Raw genomic sequence first — 19,466 nt, forward strand, 5'->3', positions numbered from 1 at the left:
TCCGGCGCTATAAAAAGCGCCGGATGTCTCGCACACAGGCGGGGTGCTTGCGCTCTAACCACATTACCGTCGCCGCTAACGTATCGTCGGCCTGCACCGGGCCGTACTGTTCACACAAAGCCACATATAGCTGGTTTACCACTCGCCGGATCTCGGGTGCATTGCACACCACCGAAAACGTTCTGTCGCTACCTTCCGAATCAAACCACATACGCAAACGCGCTTTAAGCGTAGGGTTGAGGGGCATATCATTCAGGCGCAGTAAAAAACTAAGACGTAGCGTTACAAATTCATCCGCTGGCATTACCATCTCTAACGCCGTTAAAAAATGCGCAAACACTTTATCCAACCGCTCGGGGTAAACCCCCGGCTCGGGCCGTGCCACCGGCTTAAAGCTGGTATGTTGTGCCGTTGGATTAGGCAGCAATCCAACCGGGTTTTGGCTCAGACTTAACAGCGTACGGATCACATCTTTGCGCTTACCGGCGATCGCCGGGTGTTCACCCAGTTTGCCCACAAACTCATTCAGGGCATACACCGGCTTTGCGGCGTAATTCGCCTCCCATAGGTTAAGCGCCTGCATTAATGACTCGCCACTTAGGTAATCCGCCAACGCCGTAAACACAATCCGGCGCTTAAGGGTTTGCTCCGCCTCAGCACTCATGGCTCTATCACCTCAAGGGTGCGGCTGTTATAAGCTTTGTTGCTACCAAACTCCGGGTAGCCAATTTCGCCGTGCTCGGTAATATCTAAACCGCGCTGCTCGTGCTGGGCATCTGCCCGCAACGGAGAAACGGCATTAATAAGCCCGTAAATTATTAGCGCCCCGACAAACGCCCAGACAAAACACACCAACACACCGGTCAGCTGCACCACCACTAACTCAACCGAAAACAGATCGCCGCGATAAAATAAACCCGCCGCCAAAGTCCCCCACGCGCCGGCAAAACCGTGCACCGGAATCGCACCGACCACATCATCCACTTTTAAACGCAGCAGCAAACGCGAGCCCAACACCACCACAATACCCGCCACAAAACCGGTGATAATCGCGTACAGCGGGTCCATCGTCGCACAGCCGGCGGTAATGCCCACCAATCCACCTAGGCTGCCGTTTACCACGTGCTCCACTCGGACTTTTACCCCCGTTAAGCGACACGCTAGCAACGCCCCCGCCGCGCCAGCACAAGCCGATAAGTGGGTGTTTAAATTAATCAAACCAATGGCCACATCGGCCGCCAAAGTACTGCCACCGTTAAAACCAAACCAGCCCAACCACAAAATAAAGCCGCCCATGGCAACGTAGCTGGAGTTGTGGCCGGCAATACGGCGCGGCTTGCCATCGGCATCAAACCGGCCTATTCGCGGACCGACGACTAACGCCCCCGCCAGCGCCACCCAGGCGCCTAATGAATGCACCACCGTAGAACCGGCAAAATCGATAAAACCCAATTGCGCCAACCAACCACTACCATGGTAAGCGCTGCCCCACACCCAACTGCCGAACACCGGGTAGAGCACCCCCATAATAAAACACGCGGCAATCAGGTAACCGCCAAAGCGAGTGCGCTCGGCCATGGTGCCACTGGCAATGGTCGCCGCCGTGGCGGCAAACATGGTCTGAAACAGCACGAAGGTCCAATCCCACTGCGCATTAGGGTTTAGCCAAAAATGATCGGTACCCCAAAAGCCCGTGGGGTTGGTGCCAAACATTAAGCCAAACCCCACCAAACAAAACACCAGCGAGCCCAGGCAAACGTCAGCGTAGTTTTTCATAATAACGTTAATGGCATTTTTGCTACGGGCCATACCGCTCTCAAGCAACGCAAAGCCTGCCTGCATAAAAAACACCAACGCTGCCGCAAGCGCTATCCAGACGGTATCAATGCTTTGCGTAGCCTCTGGCGCCGCAACACTCGGGGAGGCCCACAAGAGCATCGGGGTAACAACAACAGCACACTTAATAACAGTCGGCGGTATAGTACGACGGATCATCGGCATAGCATCGGGTCTTATGTCAGCAGGAAACAACAGCGCGGGCCAATGCATCAGGCGCCACACCTCTGTGCCTGCAAAACGCACGATATATGCCAATTAGTTAAAGCGACAAAAGCCTTTTTATAACAGCAAGTTACAAATAAGTCATAAATCCCACAGCCACAGGATGCTATCGTCTTGGGCAGTGTTACTATGCGGGTGCATGGATACGCACCAGAAATTAGCAGGCCAACGCCAGCGGTCGACACGGACTACCGCTTTAAGTGAAAATACACAGGCAAGTAACACTTGCCACCTAAAGGATAAACCCACCTGCGCCAAACCGCCGGGTTTCACATAATGAGGGTTATTATGGATTACTACTTACAAGCATTTCGCCAGTACGCCGACTTTTCCGGCCGCTGGACTCGCACCCAGTACTGGATGTTCGTACTGGTTAACCTTCTTATCCTTCTCGGTATCGCCGTTATCGAGAACTTAATTCGCACCGCCCTTATCAGTTCGATTTACGGTCTGGTGCTATTAATTCCCGGCATTTCAGCGGGCGTGCGCCGTTTACGGGATGCGGGTTTCTCACCTTGGTGGTTATTACTCGCGTTTATTCCGGTAATAGGTACTATTGCTCTAATCGTATTGCTGGCGCAACCGACCAAAACAGCCTCAGCAGAATAATTAATGACCGCGGCGCCGAGCGCCGTGGTTATCTCTTACAGCGATTATGCGATGAGGCACACTCATGTCTGAGTTTAGAAAAACTCTCGAATTAAAATCGTTTCTTGGATTACTGATCATCGTATCCATCGCGTTTTTATGTATTTTACAGCCCTTTTTTGGCCCGGTATTTTGGGCCTGCGCGCTGGCGATTATTTTTTACCCGGCGCAAACTCGTTTTTTAAGCGGACTCAAACACCGCCCTAACATTCGCTCGCTTATTACGTTGCTGTTTTGCCTGATCATTGTGATTATCCCGGTTATCTTCTTGGTCACCTCGGTCATCGCTCAAGCCGCAGCACTGTATCAACAAATCGACTCCGGCGAGCTAGACCCCGGCAAAAAGATCGAGCAGTTTCAGGGCAGCTTTCCTATCGTCAAAGATACCTTAGAGCGCTTTGGCGTAAACTTTAACGACTTAAAAAAGCAAGCCGTCGATTTTGCTATGAACAGCGGCAAATTTATTGCGCAATACACCTTTAACATTGGTCAAAACGCCTTTAAATTTGTGATCGGCTTTTGCTTAATGCTTTACCTCACCTTCTTTTTATTGCGCGATGGCAGCAGTTTATTAGAGCTAATGATTCGGGCGCTGCCCATGGGCGACACCCGCGAGCGCCTGCTGTTTGCTAAATTTGCCGAGGTAACTCGCGCCACCGTCAAAGGCAATTTGGTGGTCGCCATCGTGCAGGGCGCGCTGGGTGGGTTTATCTTCTGGGCACTGGGGATTCCGGCGGCTTTACTCTGGGCTGTGGTCATGGCGTTTTTATCGCTCCTGCCCGCGGTGGGCGCCGCTATTATCTGGGCACCGGTTGCGGCTTACTTATTGGCCGTGGGCAGCTATGTGGATGGCATTATTCTTATCGCTTTTGGTGCTGGTGTCATCGGCTTAGTCGACAACTTATTGCGCCCTATTCTGGTCGGCCGCGACACCAAGCTGCCGGACTACTTAGTACTGCTATCCACTTTAGGCGGCATGGCATTATTTGGCATTAACGGTTTTGTCATCGGGCCGTTAATCGCCGCGCTGTTTATTGCCTTTTGGGGTATTTTTATGCGCGAGATCAATGTCGAGCACCCAATGGACGACAGCTCGCCCGACACCCTAAACGAGACTCTGGATACCGACTCGGCCTTAATCGAGACACCCGAGCAATAAAGCCCTGTCTATTACCAAGTTATCGGGGCGCGTTTACCGCGAGCCCCGATTTAGGTAATCCCCACTCGCGCCGCGTCAACAATATCCAGCAACCTTGCCAGGTAGGCATCTTTAGGCCGAAAGCTACCGCTGGTGCGCCGCTTTAAATCGCGCTCTAAGCTATCGAGCATGCGGTTAAGGCGACGCTGGTGAATCCCGCAAAAGCCTTGTAACGGGTCGGAGATAAGCCCCGAGAAACAAGCAAATATCGCCATCAACACCATCACCGCCGCGGTTGAAAATACAATCAAACCTGCATCGGGGCTAATCGGAAACAGTGCGTAGTACCAACCTCCCACTGTAGGGCCCAAAATAAAATCCCACGCCGCCCAGCGGTTGGCCACGATACCGGCCAACGTCATGCCAATGGCAATACCGCCGGGGGTAAATTTTTGCAGAGTAAAAGCGCCGGCAATAGTGGCCAGCAACGTATTGCTTATGTCGGCTGTCGCAGTCCGCGTTAGCGCGTACTGCGATAGCGCATCGCTCAAGCTTTGCTCTAAATGCCGTTCGTTTTCAGCCCCGGTTATTGCGCCAGACGCCGGCATTAATGATTCGTGCTCGATGATCGCCGCCACAATGCACTCGCGCAAACGGTTTTGATCTGTCGTGCGCAGCAGTAATTCACTCGTGGCGCACTGCATTAAATAGCGCTGCATAGTCGTCTGCATACCACTGGGAACACGCCGCAACAGCCGCGCTAAGCGGCCCATATTAAGCGCAGCGACACCCCACGCTACCCCTTGCAGCGCAAGGTAAAAAGGCACCCACAATAAGTTACACGGCGCTCGCAACATATCCCACCCCAGCGCCCGACGATTAGTCTGCCAGGCGCCGGGGTAGTGAAAGTGCCGTTTCACAAAAGCGGGAACACGCCTGCGGCATTCGTTAAAGTAACGTTCAATACCACGCTCAATGGCCGCCACTAACGCGGCTTGATCCGCTGTGTCGGCAGCGGGCTTTACCGTCATGGGGCGGCAGGGTCCTCTGACGAGTGGCGAGTGTGTTGCTCGCGGTACGCCTCAAGGGCCGAGTACAACCAATCGCGCGATAGGATTTCGGTACCGTCGGCCAAAATAATCGTATAGGGCTTACGGGTGATAGAGCTTCTGCTGGCCAAATTATCGATAAAGTCATCGGCAGTTTTCGCATAGCGCCCCGCGCGCCGATACTTCATTGCCAAATGGTCGGCGGCCTCTTGCGCATTGTGCTTGCTGCCATTGCGAACAAACACCGCGCCGCTATTGGCGACAAAATCGATTAAATAAGCCACTTCGCGCTCGTCTTTTGTGTCGGCATGGGCGCTCAGCGCTAGCGCAAACAAAACAATTAAGCTAATCCAACGCGCGTTAATCTTGCACCGCATGCGAGGCCTCCTTAGGCTCGGTAATCATCAAGGATACCAACAGTGGGTTATGGTCAGAGCTTTCGTATACCGGCACCTGCGCGGCGCTAATATGGACGCCGCGCAGCCACACGTAATCCAGCGCCATACCAAAGGTTAAGGTCCGGTTATCCTCCGGAAACTCCGTGGCCGTTAAACCGAGTGGTTCGAGCAAATCCGTTAGTATGTCGCGGCGCGAATCACTCCAGCTGTTTAAATCGCCCGCAAAAATAATCGGCCCATCGTGCTCCAGCATCAGTGCCACCGCACTGCTAAGCTGCTCGCGGTAGGCTTGCGTGCCCAAGGTAAAGTTAATGGCGTGTAGATTAATTGCCAACAAACGCTCACCATTTTGCAGTACGTACTCCACCACGTTGGTCGCTTTTGGGGTGTTTAGCCAGGGCTCATCATGGCTAAACTGGCAGTGCACCGCCGCCGGCCAGCGGCTTAAGGTCATTACCCCCGATTGCATATCACCGGAGTGATAACCCGGTGCAAAACGCCAGTAGGGCTTTAGCGCCTCCAACCTTTCATCTTCCAATGCCTCTTGCAACAAAACGATATCCACATCCTGACTTAACGTGGTTAAGTCTTGCAGTAGATGGGCGTTCTGCGCTTTATAAATATTCCAGCTTAAAATCGAGAAAGTACTGGGTACTTGATACGCCGCGCCATAGGTTTGCGCGCGGCTGGCGCGCAGCTTGGTCTGACAGGCCTCGGCGGTGCTCGCGGTATCCGTCAGTTCAGTATCGCCATCGCTAGCACCGGTTTTTGCCCAGACAACGAGTGACAACAAACCGATACCCATCGCCAGCAATGCCTTGCGCCAGAGGGGAAACCTTGGCCGTAATCTAACCTCAGGGACGGGCTTGTCCCGCGTAGAGGGTTTTGCCAAATAAGCCATAAAAGCGTGAGTCCTAAGCGGTAATAACCGGGTTGGCGTTCAACCTACACAATAAAGTGTAACCGTAAATAATAGTGGGGCGCACCGCACAATCACAATGTCGCAGGTTTGGGCATTAAGTTACGGCGAAAGATCTGAATAGCAAGCGGTGCAGGCCGCATTTATATGACAAGTGCTTGGCGCGCGAGTTCCGCCGCAAAGCTCAGGCTGGGCCTGCAGGCGGCGTTATAAACGCTCGCGTTTTTGCTGGGCTTTTTGCGCTTTGCGGGTAAGACCTAAAGTGTCGTAAATATCCACGGCCAACTTATAAAACAACGGCTCGTCCGGGTGCTTTTTAATCGCGCTTTCAATTCGCTGCGCGGCTTGTTGGTACTCGGCGTTGCGGTAATATTTAGAGGCCAAACGATACTGATAATAGGGGTTGCTTTCGCGGTGCTGGTAAGCCAACGCATCGAGCTTAGCCGCCAGCACCAGCTCGCCCTCCTGCCGGTAGTACTGGCTTAGGTTTTGAATTGCGGTTAAATCTTGCGGGTTGCGTACCAGCGCCTCGGCGTACAGGGCTTCGGCCAAATCATTCAGGCCCTGCTGGCGATACAAAGTCGCCAGGTTATTCCACAAAAAACTTTGGCTACTATCCAACGCCAAAGCCTGCTTTAAATTAAAAAATCGATTGGCGAGCGTGCCGCCTTGCGCATCCAACGGCGCAATAGCGAGGTTGTTATAAAACTGACTTTTAGCGCTGCGATCACTAATAACATGCTGCGGGTAATAAGCGCGATAATTACGCATATCCAGGTCGATTACCAGGGTATCGATGCTGTGGCGCAAGTTCACTTTGGCATTAACGTGCCGCATAAACTGCAGGCGATCGCCAACCCGCCCCCACGTGGGCGGTATCGCGACATCGTTAATACGCGCATCCAGGCCAACATGACGCGCCATCGCCACAAACAACAGCGAAAAACTCAGGCAATTGGCCCGGCGCTGCCGGTAGGTCTCGGCGGGGGTATAAGTCGCCGCGCTTTCATACAAAACACCGCGACCACCACCCGACTCGGGCAGCAGCAAAGCATTGTGCAGGGCTCGCACTTTATCGGCATCACGCCGTTGGCCGCTCACCGCTTGCTCGGCAAACTCTGCCATTTCAGGAGTTAACGAAAGCAGCTCATCCGGGGCAATACGTGGCGTGGGCGTCTGATGCAAAATATCCAGCGCCGCGCCAGATAACGCGCGCTCAACTAATGCTTTATCGGGCGCCGGCACTATGTGAGTCACCGCTGTACTGGTGCAGGCCGACACGCCGCTCAGCAAGAGGCACGCGAGGACAACCTTTAACAAGCCTATTGAAGCTATCTGGTACATGGCCAGCGCTCCTTTTATGTGATTGTTAACCTCTTCAGTATACGCCTGCCACGGGCTTTCGCCAGTACTGGCAAGCCAATTGCGCACCGCCTTGGTGCGCTACGGCAATAGCTAGATCCCCACCCAACCCGAGCCTTTATCGCCCCAAAGGCAGTGCAACAAAAACAAAACATCGCAGCACCTGAAGCACGCGGCCCACTATGGCACAATAGTACTCTAGGCCCAGCACTAAAGCGCCACCGCTATTGGTACCAACCCATGAAAGCTGTAACCACCGTATTACTACTTATTGTTGCCTGCCATGCCCAGGCCAGCCAGACCTTGCGCATTGCCGTGGCAAGTAACTTCAAGCCCACCCTCGAGGCATTACTGCCACTTTGGCAAGCGCAAAACGATATTGCCATCACCGTCTCTAGCGGCCCCTCCGGTGCACTCACCCAGCAGATTTTAGCCGGTGCGCCGTTTGGGTTATTTTTATCGGCCGATGCCGGTTTCCCCGAGGCGCTGTACGCGAAAGATAAAGGCGCCAAGCCGGTGGTGTACGCCCGCGGCCAATTAATTGCCGCCTGTGGCCATAACGCCAGCGCCGCCATGGCCGCGTTACAGCAAGCCAATACCCTCGCCCTTGCGAATACCCGCACCGCGCCTTACGGTCAAGCGGCTGCCGGCTGGCTTACCGAGCACGGCAAACACTTTAGCGCCAAACAAGTACAAGCCGGGTCCGTAGCCGGGGCATTGCAATTTGCGGTAACAGGCAATGCCGACTGCGCACTGGTGGCCAGCAGCTTTCGGCAACTGGCACCTAAGCTACACTGGTACCCACTGCCGCACGCCCCCGTGCTTACCCAAGCCGCCAGCGTGATTAACAACTCAAGCGCCGCACAAACGTTTTTAAGCTTTTTACTCAGCGATGCCGCGCAACACTTTATTCAGCAAAACGGATACCTAGCCGCCAAGCCGTGAACGCCGCCATTTGGATTACCTGCAAACTGGCACTGGTCACCACCTTAGTGCTACTCGTACTGGGCACCCCATTAGCGTGGTGGCTGGCGCAGGGCCGTTCGCGTTTTTTGCGTACTTTGGTCGAGGCCGCCGTCGCCCTGCCGCTTATTTTACCGCCCACCGTGCTCGGTTTTTATTTGCTCTTATTACTGGCCCCCGATGGCGCCATCGGCCAATTTAGCCAGTCGGGGTTAGCGTTTAGTTTTATGGGCTTGGTGATCGGCTCGGTAATTTACTCGCTGCCGTTTGTGGTGCAACCACTCGCCGCCAGCTTTAGTCAGTTAGACACGCGCCTATTGCAACTGGGCCGCAGCCAAGGGTTAAACCCGTGGCAATTGTTGCGGCACATTGTATTGCCCGCCACTTGCCACGCTTTTGTGATGGCCGCCGCGCTGGGTTTTGCTCACACCGTGGGCGAGTTTGGTGTGGTATTAATGATTGGCGGCAACATTCCCGGCGAGACCCAAGTATTGTCTATTTTATTATTCGATGAGGTCGAAACCCTAAACTTTGCCCAGGCCCACCGTATTGCCGGTGGTTTACTGGCCGCCTCTTTTGCATTATTGGTAGTGCTTTACAGCTGGCAAAAAAAGCGAGGGCACACTCGTGTGGCAACTTGAGCTAGACGGCCAACACTGGCGCTGGCCCCAAGGCCAATGGCTGGGCATTAGCGGCCCGTCGGGCTGTGGTAAAACGCAACTGTTAACTCATATGGCCTGCGGCACCAAAGGCCTATTGCAGCGCGGTGCACAAACTAATTTACTGACACTACCCAGCCATAAGCGCGGCTTGGGCTGGGCCGCGCAAAGTGCCGCGCTCTGGCCCAACCAACGGGTACACACCATGCTCAACGCATTGGCCGCATTGCATCAGGCTAACCATTGGCAGCGCGATGCCCACGAGTTAGGCATCACTCCCTTGCTGCAACAATATACTGACACCCTATCGGGCGGCGAGCGGCAGCGGGTCGCGTTATTAGCGGCCGTGATATGCGCAAAAAATTTACTGTTATTAGATGAACCCGTATCGGCACTAGACGCTAACGCGGCTCACCACGTATTAAACGCTATACGCCACATCGCCGCCCAGCGTGAACTTTCGGCCATTTTAGTCAGCCATCAATGGCAAGATTTAGCCGCCACCTGCCACTGGGTGTATCACTGGCAAAGCAACAGCTTCAGCACCTTAGCCGATGCCCACCGGGCCCACGTACTCAACCACCCCAGTAACGCCTGCGCCCTGTGGCCGCTAGACGGCCCGTCACTAAACGGCCAAGTGCTGGTAAATGGCCAGCCCCTCGATTGCGGCCCGCTCGCGCCCAACACCTTGCGCGTCCGCATCGATGCTCACGAAGTTTCCATTGCCCACCAGCAACCCGGCCCTTCCAGCATTGCCAACACGCTTAGCGTCACCGTTACCGGTTTAAGCCACATTAGCGACACCAGCTTAATAGCCACCCTCGACTGGCACGGTTACCAGCTATACGCGCTTATTACCCCAAAAGCGGCAACAACCTTAGGCTTGGCAAAAGGGCTTTGCGTTTATGCACAATTTAAAGCCCACGCGGTTAACAGCGCTTAGGCCGCGCCTTAGCCACAATAGTGCCAACCGCATCACAAACTTAGCAACCCCACCACTAGGTTAGCCCCGTTACCCGCCCAGTCTTATAAAATGTTCGCCCTAGGTAACAGGCGCTTTCAGCGCTGCGTTAATGGAATCAATAAACACCGCAACAGGACGCGCCCCATGCTTACCCTACCCCGCAAACTATTTCGCAGTTTTCGCCATACGCAACGGTTTGGTATTGGTATTTACCACCATCGTTAAGCTTATAAAAAGCTCCGTTGCGTTTTAAGCGTAGCGGTATAAAACCACAAAAATGGCGGCTTGGGCCTCTCTGATGGTGACGGTTGGCCTACCTAAAGGCGCACCTAATGCGACACATCAAAGATAGCGATTATATTATGATGGATTTAGAAAGTTACAAAATTATACTAAGTAAATATTCGATTACCGACTGTGCAGTACGCGCTAACGATATGTTCGTTTTTATAGTGTCTGAGATTTTAACGGACGAAGAGGTTCAGTACTACGAAGATAATGATTACGACCTAGACTACCGCCCCAAAAAAATTGTCAGTTTCTTTAAAGATCCGGATGAAAATGGGGATCAATGGTTTCAAACCCACCTAATCGGCTGGGACACCCCACGCATCGGCGCGTGCAACCAACCGCGCAATCACTCTCTTACGCTTGAGCTCTCGACTCGTCTAAATGATCAAGCTTTTATAACCGGCAATGGCCCTGCCGAGAAAATGCCTTTCCCACCCAGAGTTGCCAAAAACGGCGTTCCGCTAGGTGGGTTTATTCAAGGAGGAGTTCATCGAATAAAAACCATTGAGGGTTGGGCCTACGTCGTGGGTGGCAATCGCACATTGGGCAAATTTTTAGACAAGGGCCAGTGGCAAACCCTGAACAAAAATCTACCCGAAATGCCAGAAGAACAAATGGAATCGTTTTTAGATTCCGGCTTCCGAGACGTAGACGGTTTTAGCGAAACCGATATTTACGCTGCGGGCGGAAGAGGCGACGTCTGGCATTTTGATGGTGAAAACTGGACCCCCATCCCTTTCCCGTCTAACGATCCTTTAGAGTCGCTTTGCTGCGCGGGCGATGGCTATGTGTACATCTCGGGCTACCAAGGCATTACCTTTAAAGGCCGCGGCGACCATTGGACCATCATTAACCGCTACGGTATTACCCTTGGCTTTAGAGACATGGTGTGGCACAAAGACCGTGTTTATTGCACCAGTGATTACGGATTATGGGAGATTGTTGATGACAAGGTGCAACGCGTCGATGTACCCGATGAAATTACCGCCTGCTCGGGGCATTTATACGCTAACGATGGTGTGATGCTACTGGCCGGTTTAGGTGGCGCCGCTTTTTGTGAAGATGGCGAATGGACGCTGCTGTTTAACTCTTTCATCATGAACAAGCTGGTTGAAGTTGACGAGCACGAGGGCTAGTGCACCAATGCAATCGTTACAAGCCTTACGCGCGCCCCCCACAAAAGGTCAAACGCCACACGGGTTATGCAACCGACGCCTCGCACATGAAAGCATTCCCATTGTCGTTGTTCCGAAAAGACTGTATTCGATCGCAAGTAGAAGATTTTTACGAGCGGGCATGTAAACAATCGGATTCTATGCTGAACGCTAAAGGTTAAAATGGCAAAACACCTAGCTCACCAGGAGAACTGGAATAATGAATGGAAACAATACGGAAAGGCATTTACTAACAAAAATCAGATGAGAAAAACATATAAAGGGATTCAATATTATTTACTGTGCTATTTGGAATAGTCAACAGCTAGTTTTTATCGTCAACGATGATGTTGATGAAGAGACATACGATGCTCTAATGGAAGACGCCATTAAAACCCTTAAATAACCTTAACGCTAAAAAATCGGGGCAGCCCGTTGACTGCCATATTGGGATAACCAACCTACCACATAGCGATACTAACGCTATGATACATAAAAAATATGACACCAACCCCTAAGGAGCATTAAATGGATCACATGGAATTTGGCAGATGGGAATCGAAGATCAATACGACATCAGACTCAACAACCATAATCGTAAGTTCAAAAAAACTCAACTTCATGACGATCTTCTTGAAGATCTACTTGATTTTTCTAGTCATTGCTTCCCTTATCCCCATATCAATCTTTATTCTTTCAAACAACCAAATCATTCGCATAATATCAACACTTTTTATGATCGGATCTGCCTTTAATGTGGTGCTGGCGCTTTATGCTTATTTGTTTCGCATCAAAGGAAAAGACATCATTATCATTTCAAATGGAACACTTTTATACAGACGAGAAATAGCCGGATTCGGGTTCACCCGAACATTTATTACCGAAAAAATAAGAGACCTAAAGACAGTGACCCGCTTAGACCACCCGCCACCTTTAACCGCTGGACTTCAGCTTATAGGGCTCGCGGCAAACTCCATTCATTTTAGCTATAAAAACAAGCCTCACAGCCTGGGGTTTCTTATTGATCCTTATGACGCGGAAGATATTATCAAGATAATAAAAAAAGGCACCCAAATTAGACCTGACCAAACACCCCCAAAACCCGAAATTACCAGCATGGTAAGCCCACAAGCATACAAAGAGGTGTTGAAAAAATACTCCATCACGGACTGCGCCATAAGAACTAAAGATATTTTTATGTTTATCGGGTCTGAAATCTTAACCGATGAAGAGATTGAAGAGTACGATAAAGGTAACTACGACCTAGCCACTCGCCCAAAACGAGTTATCACGTTTTTTCGAGAGCCTTTTGAGGACGGAAGACAGTGGTTTCACACGGACCTTATTGGCTGGCACACATGCCGCATAGGCGCCACCAACCACCCCAAAAGTCACTCCATTACGGTCGCGAGCGATGACTTAGAAGATCGCGTATACGTTACGGGAAGTGGTCCGGCCCATGAGGACTCCCGCATTCAAGCAATTGTACGCGGAGGTGTTCGAAGAGGTGCTATAACACGATTGAAAACCATTGCTGGCTGGCTTTATTTTTGTGGGGGACGTCGAACAATAGCAAAGCGCTTAGATGAGAGCAGCTGGATATCACTAGTCGGCACGTTGCCAGTATTGGATACTGGCGACACCATCAGAAATATTACCGAAGCTGGATTCTCCGACATCGACGGTTTTAGCGAGAATGACCTGTACGCCGCAGGCGGCCATGGTGACGTATGGCACTTTAACGGCCAGCAGTGGCGCGCCATCGCCTTTCCCAGCAACCAAACCTTGAAATCCATGTGTTGCGGCGGCGACGGCAAGGTGTACATCTCCGGCTACGAAGCCGAGACCTATATGGGCCGCGACAATAAGTGGAAAAAGATCTACAGCGGTGGCATCTCCACCGGCTTTAGAGACATGGTATGGTTTGGCGACAGAGTCTGGTGCACCAATGACTACGGCGTGTGGACGATTTATAAAGGTAAAGTAAAGCGCGCCGACCTACCCGCCAATATCGAGGCGTGCGCCGGGCACCTATACGTTAACGACGGCGTAATGCTACTCGCGGGCTTAAGCGGTGCCGCCTTTTGCGAAGATGGCGAATGGACCCTGCTGTTTAACTCTTTCACCATGAACAAGCTGGTTGAAATTGACGAGCACGAGGGCTAGTGCACCAATGCAATCGTTACGCGCCTTACGCGTCCCCATCCCCGAGATCATAAAACGCCACGCCGGTGACGCGGCGTTTTATTGGGGCCAGTGGGATAAAGCCCGCTACTCTTTTATCGTTGATGCCGAGCGTTTGGCGCACACCGAGCACCTGCTGTGCGCTCACCTGGACGGGCTCACAGAGGCCGCCGACGCTGACTGGCCTAAGGGCCAGAATATGCTCCCTTGTGCCTTACAACAATAAAAAGCATTTCAAATCACAGGGCAAACGGGATAACGTCGAGTCATCCAACAACGGAGGTTGCTGTAAAGGACAAACCGGCCACCACCTCATTCCAGGCTCGCTCATATCCACAAAAGGCAAAGACGACATACCAAGATCAGACGGATTAGGTTGCGACAGTTACGAGCACAGCTCCGCTCCGACCGTTTGCGTAGAGTCTGTCACAAAGGCGTCGGGCAGCCATAAACGGATACATGACAAGTTTGACAACCTTTTATCGATTCAAGTTGAAAAATCTGAGAACGCTGATGCTGCAGGATTTTTCACCAAATCCCCTGTTATTGAAAACGGCGCAATGGGAATGGACACGGCTATCGACACAGCCGCCGAATCACACAAAAGGGCTTTCCCTTTATCCGGCTGAAGTAAAAAGTGTATAGAGAACCAACTCAAAGACTACTACAAAAAACACTGCCGAAAAGCGAAGCTTAGGGTTAAAGACCAACACGGAAATGACTTAAATACAGATCATCAAATAGATTAATAGCTGAGGAAAAATGGAAAATTCAATTTATGTACCGAAAGATCAGTGGCAATCGCTCATTAAAGATTGGTTAATAACAGACATAACTATCCGTCATAAAGAGTTAATAAGTATCGTTGTCCGGCAAACATTTCCCGAAGATGAAGCTTCGCTCATGCTTGATCACGAGTTTAGAACCAATGTCGTTCAAATAAAGCTCAACCGTGAGCCAGAAAAAGAAAGAACCGGAGCTGCTTTTTTAGAAGGCTTTACCAAACCAATGCTGGGAACATGCAGCAATCCTGTAGCCCAAGACCTTTTGGTTTCAAGCAACAACCAAGGTCAGGTTAGAGTTTTAGGCGCTGGCGGAAAATTCGAGTTCATCTCCCCCAAAGGCCTAGTACCAGCCACAAAAAAAGTTGTCACCATCGACGGTTGGGCTTATTCCGTTGGGCTATTCCGGCAAATTTTCAAACGAATCGATGTAGGCCACTGGGAGCCATTCAACAAAAAGGGGCTTCCAGACTCCTCCGCTAAGCGTATTCGCGGAGAACTACAATCTCGCAGTCATATGGGATTTAAAGACATGGATGGCCCCAATGAAAACCACATGTACGCCGTAGGCGGTCATGGCGAGGTGTTTTTTTACAACGGCGAGCGATGGCGCCAATGCGACTTCCCCAGTAACGAGCAACTCAGCACAGTGACTGTCACCCCCGATAAAACCGTTTACATTGGCGGCGAAGGCGGCAACATCTGGCGCGGCCAAGCTGACACATGGGAAAAAATTTACAGCCACACCTCAAGCGTGCCGTATAACGACAGCGTATGGTTTGATAACAAGCTGTGGTTAAGCTCGGATTACGAGTTTAAAACCGTCACCGGCGATAAAGTCGAGCCCGCCATGTTTGGTGAACAGCGCCTGCCCTTTAGCGGCCACATGGACGCTCGCGACGGTTTGTTAGTCATCGCCAGCTTGCATCAGGTATACGCTTTTGATGGCAAACAATGGCAATGCTTGGTGTCGCCTTATGAGTAAAGCTCGATTGCTATTAGGGTTTAACTGAATGGCACGTATACGGCTGATACCTTTACACTCGGAATTTTTATTTTTAAATAATATAATTCACCCTGTCGTGGCCGCCCTGTTACGGTTGGCCACGACAGGCGCTGTGCGAAAAACCTTACTTATCGACGTTAAGCTTATCGTGATATTCTTTACGCACTTCGCCAAGCTGTTTAAATAAACCTTTGGCGGCAGCCAAATCGTCGGCGTTAAGCGCCGCATCAATTTTGTCAATCAAGGGGGAAACCTCGTTCATACCGTTATCGAACTCTGATTGATCTTCTGCGGGTACCTTTTGTTTTTGGGCGACAAGTTGCGCCTGTTTAAAATTAACCCATTCGGCTTTAACCGCCGCGATGTCATCGCTTTTGCGCATCACTTTAAACGATTCGCCCATCGACTCCATCGACTCGTGCAGTTCATCGTGTTTAGAACACCCCATTAACAACACGGCGGGCAATACGATGATTAACAGTAATAGCTTCATAACATTCTCCTAATGGCTCGGTTTGGCTCATGATACCTAGGACAGGCACGCAAACAAATCCCCCCGAGCAAAATTACTCGCTTGACAACACAGTACTGTGCGATACATAGTATATACTATGCAACACACAGTATAGGTAACATTTTGACCGATGACCCCGAACGATTAACCAAATTAACCATGGAACTGCGCCGGGGGCTTCTGGTTATGGCGGTACTTGAGGCGCTGGTGCAACCGCATTACGGCTATTCTTTGCGGCGGTTTTTGCAAGAGCACGGGCTGGAGGTGGACGAAGGTACGCTTTACCCATTACTGCGCCGGCTGGAAAGCCAAGAGTTACTGAGCAGTGAATGGCAGGTGCAAGAGGGGCGCAAGCGACGGGTGTATCGGCTGTCCGGTACTGGCGATACCGCCCGCTTAGCAATGACCGATGAATGGCAAAGCTTAAATCAGGCATTAAAAAATATTAAAGAGGCCACCCAATGAACTGGCTAGAGCGCTATAGCTTTGCGGTTAAATCTCACTTGCCGCCGAGTGTTAGAAACGATGTGGCGGATGAGTTGTTAAGTGACCTACAGGACGAGCGGGATTACCGCGCCAAGTCTTTAGGCCGCCCGCTTAATGAGGACGAACTTAAAGCGCTGTTGCGCGAACGCGGCCACCCGATGTTAGTAGCGGCGGACTTTCAACCGCGCCCTACGCTGGTAAGCGAAAGTCTGTTCCCTATTTATCTGCAATTGTTGCAATGGATGGTGATCGCCATTGCCGTGTTGCACATATGCTTTGCGGCAGCCGGATTGATCGAGCAGGGCGAGGGGCGCTTTTGGCAAGCTCTGCCGCAAACGCTGTGGAGCATTTTAGAGAAAAGCTTATACGGCTTTGCCTGGCTGACGCTAATTTTTTATCTGGTGGGCGAATCCGTTAGCCGCACAGATTTATTTAAACACTGGACGCCAGACTCACTGCCCAACGTTGTCGCGCAGGGGGAGTACATCAGTCGCACCGGGTCTGCCTTTGAGTTGGTGGTGACCGTTTATTTTGCTGCATGGCTAAACCATATTATTCCGCAAAGCTTGGGCGAGCGGCCCGTTGCGCTGCTGTTTTCTGAGCAATGGCTCGCGCTATTGCCCTGGATTAATGCTGTGCTTGTCGCTGGGATGATTATCAGTTCGGTAAAACTATGGTCGCCCTACTGGAGCCGCCGCAAGATTATGGCCGAGTTAGCGCTGTATGTTCCCACGCTGATGATTATGGCGGTTATTTACCGCGAGGATAGCGCACTAACTATTATCACGGGAGCGGATGAGGCCGCCAAGCGGTTTGTGATATCCGCCGATTGGATTGCACTGGGGGTACTGGGTTACGCCGTGTTTGTCATCATTGATTCGGCATTAAAAATTAACAAGTTGCGGGCCATTTAGCGTTAAGGGGCACGGGTTATTTTTCGGCCGCAGGTTTAGTGGCCGGTGGCTGATTCGGGTCTTGATCCAGCACGGCATCCAGCGCATCGGCTAAAATTGGGTAAACAGTAAAATTACCGTTCTCGGGTTTAATACCGGCTTTGACCATGGCTTTTAGCGGCTGAAACTGAATGTCGGAGAAAATCAGTTGGCATTTGTGTTTTTTGCAGCGGGTGATAAACCCCGTTAAGCCATCGAGCCCGCCAGCGTCGAGCAGTGGTACACCGTCCATGTGGATGACCAGACCTTGTTGATCTTTAGCAAGTGCGTCCAACTCGTTAAATATTTTATCGGCGGCGGCAAAAAACAGCGGGCCCGATATTTTGATCACACGCCAGCCGTCCGGCAGTGGCCGGGGTACGTGCTTAAGCGCTTTGGTGATATCGCGCGCTTTGGTCATGGTGGCGATATCGCGCATAAACAGCAAAGCGGCAATCACTACCGCCGAGCCAATGGCCACTACCATATCCACCAATAATGTGAGCGAAAAGCAAACCACAAAAACCACCACATCGGCGGTGGGTGCGGTGCGCACCGTGTTTAAAATTTGCCGCCCGTGGCACATTCGCCAAGCGACAATCACCACCAATGTCGCCATACAAGCCATGGGTAGGTGTTTAAGATAAGGCGACGCCCACAACAGGCAAACCGCAATAACGCCGGTGTGAATAACGGCTGCCAAAGGGGTAGCGGCACCAGCGCGAAAATTGGTGGTCGAGCGGGCAAGTTCGGGGGCGGCGCTAAACCCACCAAAAAATGGCGCAACGATATTGCCGACCCCTTGGCCAAACAGTTCGGCGTTGGCGTGGTAGCGCTGGCCGGTTAGGCGCTCTAGCATCACCGCACACAGCAGCGCTTCAATGGCCCCCAATAGCGCAATCGTCAGCGCTTGCGGCAGCACTTCGCCCAACATTTCGAAAGTCCAATAGTTACCCTCGACACCCTGCCAAGGCAGCTCAAAGTGCGGTAAAAAGTTGGGAATCCCTGCGGCGGTATGCCCCGCCAGCGCATGATATTCAAATGAACTGGCAATGGTTGCCACCGGATAGCCGTAATTGGCTAACAACAGTGCCACGATCACGCCGGCCAGCAGTGTCACGAGGTGAGCCGGGATCGGGACCTTCGCCCTGGGCCAAAGATACATCACCACAAAGGATACTGCCGTGACCATCAGGGTCGGCCAGTGAATGGTGGGCAGGTGGCGGATAATATCCCACAGTTTTGCAAAGTAAAAATTGGGCAGCTGCTCGGTAAGAACCAGGCCAAACAGGTCGGGGATTTGTAAAGTGGCGATAATAACGGCAATACCGAGCGTAAAACCGAAAGTAACCGTATGGGGGATATAGCTAAGCACCCGGCCAAACTGCGCCACGGCCATCAATAAGATAAACGTACCCGCCAGAAGCGTTGTTAACATTAAGCCGGGCAACCCGTACTGTTGCACAACGGGTTGTAAGATCACCACAAACGCGGCGGTTGGGCCAGAGACGGAGTAACGCGAGCCACCCAGCACAGCCATGAGGAGCCCGGCGACCAATGATGTATACAAACCATGCTGCGGAGGTACACCAATGGCGATGGCCAGTGCCATAGATAGCGGGATCGCGGAGATACCCACGGTAAGCCCCGCCATGACATCGCCACGCAGCTTATTTAAGCTGTAGCCTTCTTTCAGGCAGCTGTCGCTTAACCCGCTGGCAATACGCAGCCCCTGAAGTTGGCGACGCGCTGACATAGCTCCCTCCTTTGTAACTAAAGCCTCATTATACGTACTAAGGTGGCGGTGAGTAATACTGATGTCCATCAAGCAACATAAGCGCGCCACAGACCAGCCCTACATACTCTCGCCACTGGCAATAGGCGCTTTACTACGCCCTTGGGCGGTGAGTTGCCAACCAGCGGCCGAGCGGTATAACATCAAACGCACCATAACAA

General features: G+C 51.9%; 19 protein-coding genes. 11 read left to right on the plus strand and 8 right to left on the minus strand.

The window, feature by feature from the left end; genetic code table 11:
• Positions 1-7: 7 nt before the first annotated feature.
• Together AACY82_RS16390 and AACY82_RS16395 are read right to left on the minus strand one after the other, a co-directional pair.
• Positions 8-664, minus strand: coding sequence for a hypothetical protein (locus tag AACY82_RS16390; RefSeq protein WP_339617926.1), 657 nt, complete (start codon positions 662-664; stop codon positions 8-10).
• Positions 661-2,049 carry an ammonium transporter gene (locus tag AACY82_RS16395; RefSeq protein WP_339617927.1) on the minus strand — a complete coding sequence of 463 codons (1,389 nt, stop codon included), beginning with the start codon at positions 2,047-2,049 and terminating at the stop codon, positions 661-663. Before AACY82_RS16395 ends, AACY82_RS16390 begins: the two co-directional genes overlap by 4 nt.
• A gap of 300 nt (positions 2,050-2,349) precedes the next feature.
• Here AACY82_RS16395 and AACY82_RS16400 point away from each other — a divergent pair, with 300 nt between their 5' ends.
• Positions 2,350-2,670: a DUF805 domain-containing protein gene (locus AACY82_RS16400; protein ID WP_339617928.1), complete on the plus strand. Its 321-nt coding sequence runs from the start codon at positions 2,350-2,352 to the stop codon at positions 2,668-2,670.
• Between the two features lie 64 nt (positions 2,671-2,734).
• The gene (locus AACY82_RS16405) at positions 2,735-3,868 is read left to right on the plus strand and encodes an AI-2E family transporter (protein WP_339617929.1); all 1,134 of its coding nucleotides are present in this window, start codon (positions 2,735-2,737) and stop codon (positions 3,866-3,868) included.
• 50 nt (positions 3,869-3,918) lie between these two features.
• Here the strand turns inward: AACY82_RS16405 and AACY82_RS16410 are convergent, their stop codons facing one another.
• The 4 genes from AACY82_RS16410 to AACY82_RS16425 all read right to left on the minus strand — a co-directional run bounded on the left by AACY82_RS16410 (position 3,919) and on the right by AACY82_RS16425 (position 7,557).
• Entirely contained in the window at positions 3,919-4,878 is a 960-nt protein-coding gene (locus AACY82_RS16410; RefSeq protein WP_339617930.1) for a DUF6635 family protein, read from the minus strand.
• Positions 4,875-5,273, minus strand: coding sequence for a DUF5329 domain-containing protein (locus AACY82_RS16415; protein ID WP_339617931.1), 399 nt, complete (start codon positions 5,271-5,273; stop codon positions 4,875-4,877). The genes AACY82_RS16410 and AACY82_RS16415 overlap by 4 nt, the downstream gene beginning before the upstream one ends.
• Entirely contained in the window at positions 5,257-6,195 is a 939-nt protein-coding gene (locus tag AACY82_RS16420; protein ID WP_339617932.1) for an endonuclease/exonuclease/phosphatase family protein, read from the minus strand. The genes AACY82_RS16415 and AACY82_RS16420 overlap by 17 nt, the downstream gene beginning before the upstream one ends.
• 225 nt (positions 6,196-6,420) lie before the next feature.
• Positions 6,421-7,557 (minus strand): transglutaminase domain-containing protein, encoded by a 1,137-nt coding sequence (locus AACY82_RS16425; RefSeq protein ID WP_339617933.1) that lies wholly within the window; start codon positions 7,555-7,557, stop codon positions 6,421-6,423.
• A 258-nt stretch (positions 7,558-7,815) separates the two neighbouring features.
• Between AACY82_RS16425 and modA the strand changes: the two genes are divergently transcribed.
• From modA to AACY82_RS16460, 7 genes are all read left to right on the plus strand, one after another.
• Complete coding sequence (modA, locus tag AACY82_RS16430) at positions 7,816-8,520, plus strand: molybdate ABC transporter substrate-binding protein (protein WP_339617934.1); 705 nt, start codon at positions 7,816-7,818, stop codon at positions 8,518-8,520.
• Entirely contained in the window at positions 8,517-9,179 is a 663-nt protein-coding gene (gene modB, locus AACY82_RS16435) for a molybdate ABC transporter permease subunit (RefSeq protein ID WP_339617935.1), read from the plus strand. Before modA ends, modB begins: the two co-directional genes overlap by 4 nt.
• Complete coding sequence (locus tag AACY82_RS16440; protein WP_339617936.1) at positions 9,166-10,140, plus strand: ATP-binding cassette domain-containing protein; 975 nt, start codon at positions 9,166-9,168, stop codon at positions 10,138-10,140. The genes modB and AACY82_RS16440 overlap by 14 nt, the downstream gene beginning before the upstream one ends.
• A 353-nt stretch (positions 10,141-10,493) precedes the next feature.
• Positions 10,494-11,588 (plus strand): hypothetical protein, encoded by a 1,095-nt coding sequence (locus tag AACY82_RS16445; RefSeq protein WP_339617937.1) that lies wholly within the window; start codon positions 10,494-10,496, stop codon positions 11,586-11,588.
• Between the two features lie 546 nt (positions 11,589-12,134).
• A complete protein-coding gene (locus AACY82_RS16450; protein WP_339617938.1) occupies positions 12,135-13,772 on the plus strand; it encodes a hypothetical protein in 1,638 nt (545 codons plus the stop codon).
• Positions 13,773-13,779: 7 nt separating this feature from the next.
• The gene (locus AACY82_RS16455) at positions 13,780-14,016 is read left to right on the plus strand and encodes a hypothetical protein (RefSeq protein WP_339617939.1); all 237 of its coding nucleotides are present in this window, start codon (positions 13,780-13,782) and stop codon (positions 14,014-14,016) included.
• A 536-nt stretch (positions 14,017-14,552) separates the two neighbouring features.
• Positions 14,553-15,557 (plus strand): hypothetical protein, encoded by a 1,005-nt coding sequence (locus AACY82_RS16460; protein ID WP_339617940.1) that lies wholly within the window; start codon positions 14,553-14,555, stop codon positions 15,555-15,557.
• A gap of 145 nt (positions 15,558-15,702) precedes the next feature.
• On the opposite strand, the gene AACY82_RS16465 is transcribed toward AACY82_RS16460, so the two are convergent.
• Complete coding sequence (locus AACY82_RS16465; protein WP_339617941.1) at positions 15,703-16,071, minus strand: cytochrome b562; 369 nt, start codon at positions 16,069-16,071, stop codon at positions 15,703-15,705.
• 144 nt (positions 16,072-16,215) lie between these two features.
• Here AACY82_RS16465 and AACY82_RS16470 point away from each other — a divergent pair, with 144 nt between their 5' ends.
• Positions 16,216-16,557 carry a PadR family transcriptional regulator gene (locus tag AACY82_RS16470; RefSeq protein ID WP_339617942.1) on the plus strand — a complete coding sequence of 114 codons (342 nt, stop codon included), beginning with the start codon at positions 16,216-16,218 and terminating at the stop codon, positions 16,555-16,557.
• Positions 16,554-17,492, plus strand: coding sequence for a hypothetical protein (locus AACY82_RS16475; protein ID WP_339617943.1), 939 nt, complete (start codon positions 16,554-16,556; stop codon positions 17,490-17,492). Before AACY82_RS16470 ends, AACY82_RS16475 begins: the two co-directional genes overlap by 4 nt.
• Positions 17,493-17,508: 16 nt before the next feature.
• Here the strand turns inward: AACY82_RS16475 and dauA are convergent, their stop codons facing one another.
• On the minus strand, positions 17,509-19,266 hold the full coding sequence (gene dauA / locus AACY82_RS16480; RefSeq protein ID WP_339617944.1) for a C4-dicarboxylic acid transporter DauA: 1,758 nt from the start codon (positions 19,264-19,266) through the stop codon (positions 17,509-17,511).
• Between the last annotated feature and the right edge of the window lie 200 nt (positions 19,267-19,466).

Origin of the sequence: uncultured Gilvimarinus sp. (assembly GCF_963972205.1) — a bacterium.
In the GTDB taxonomy this organism is placed as follows: Bacteria; Pseudomonadota; Gammaproteobacteria; order Pseudomonadales; family Cellvibrionaceae; genus Gilvimarinus; species Gilvimarinus japonicus.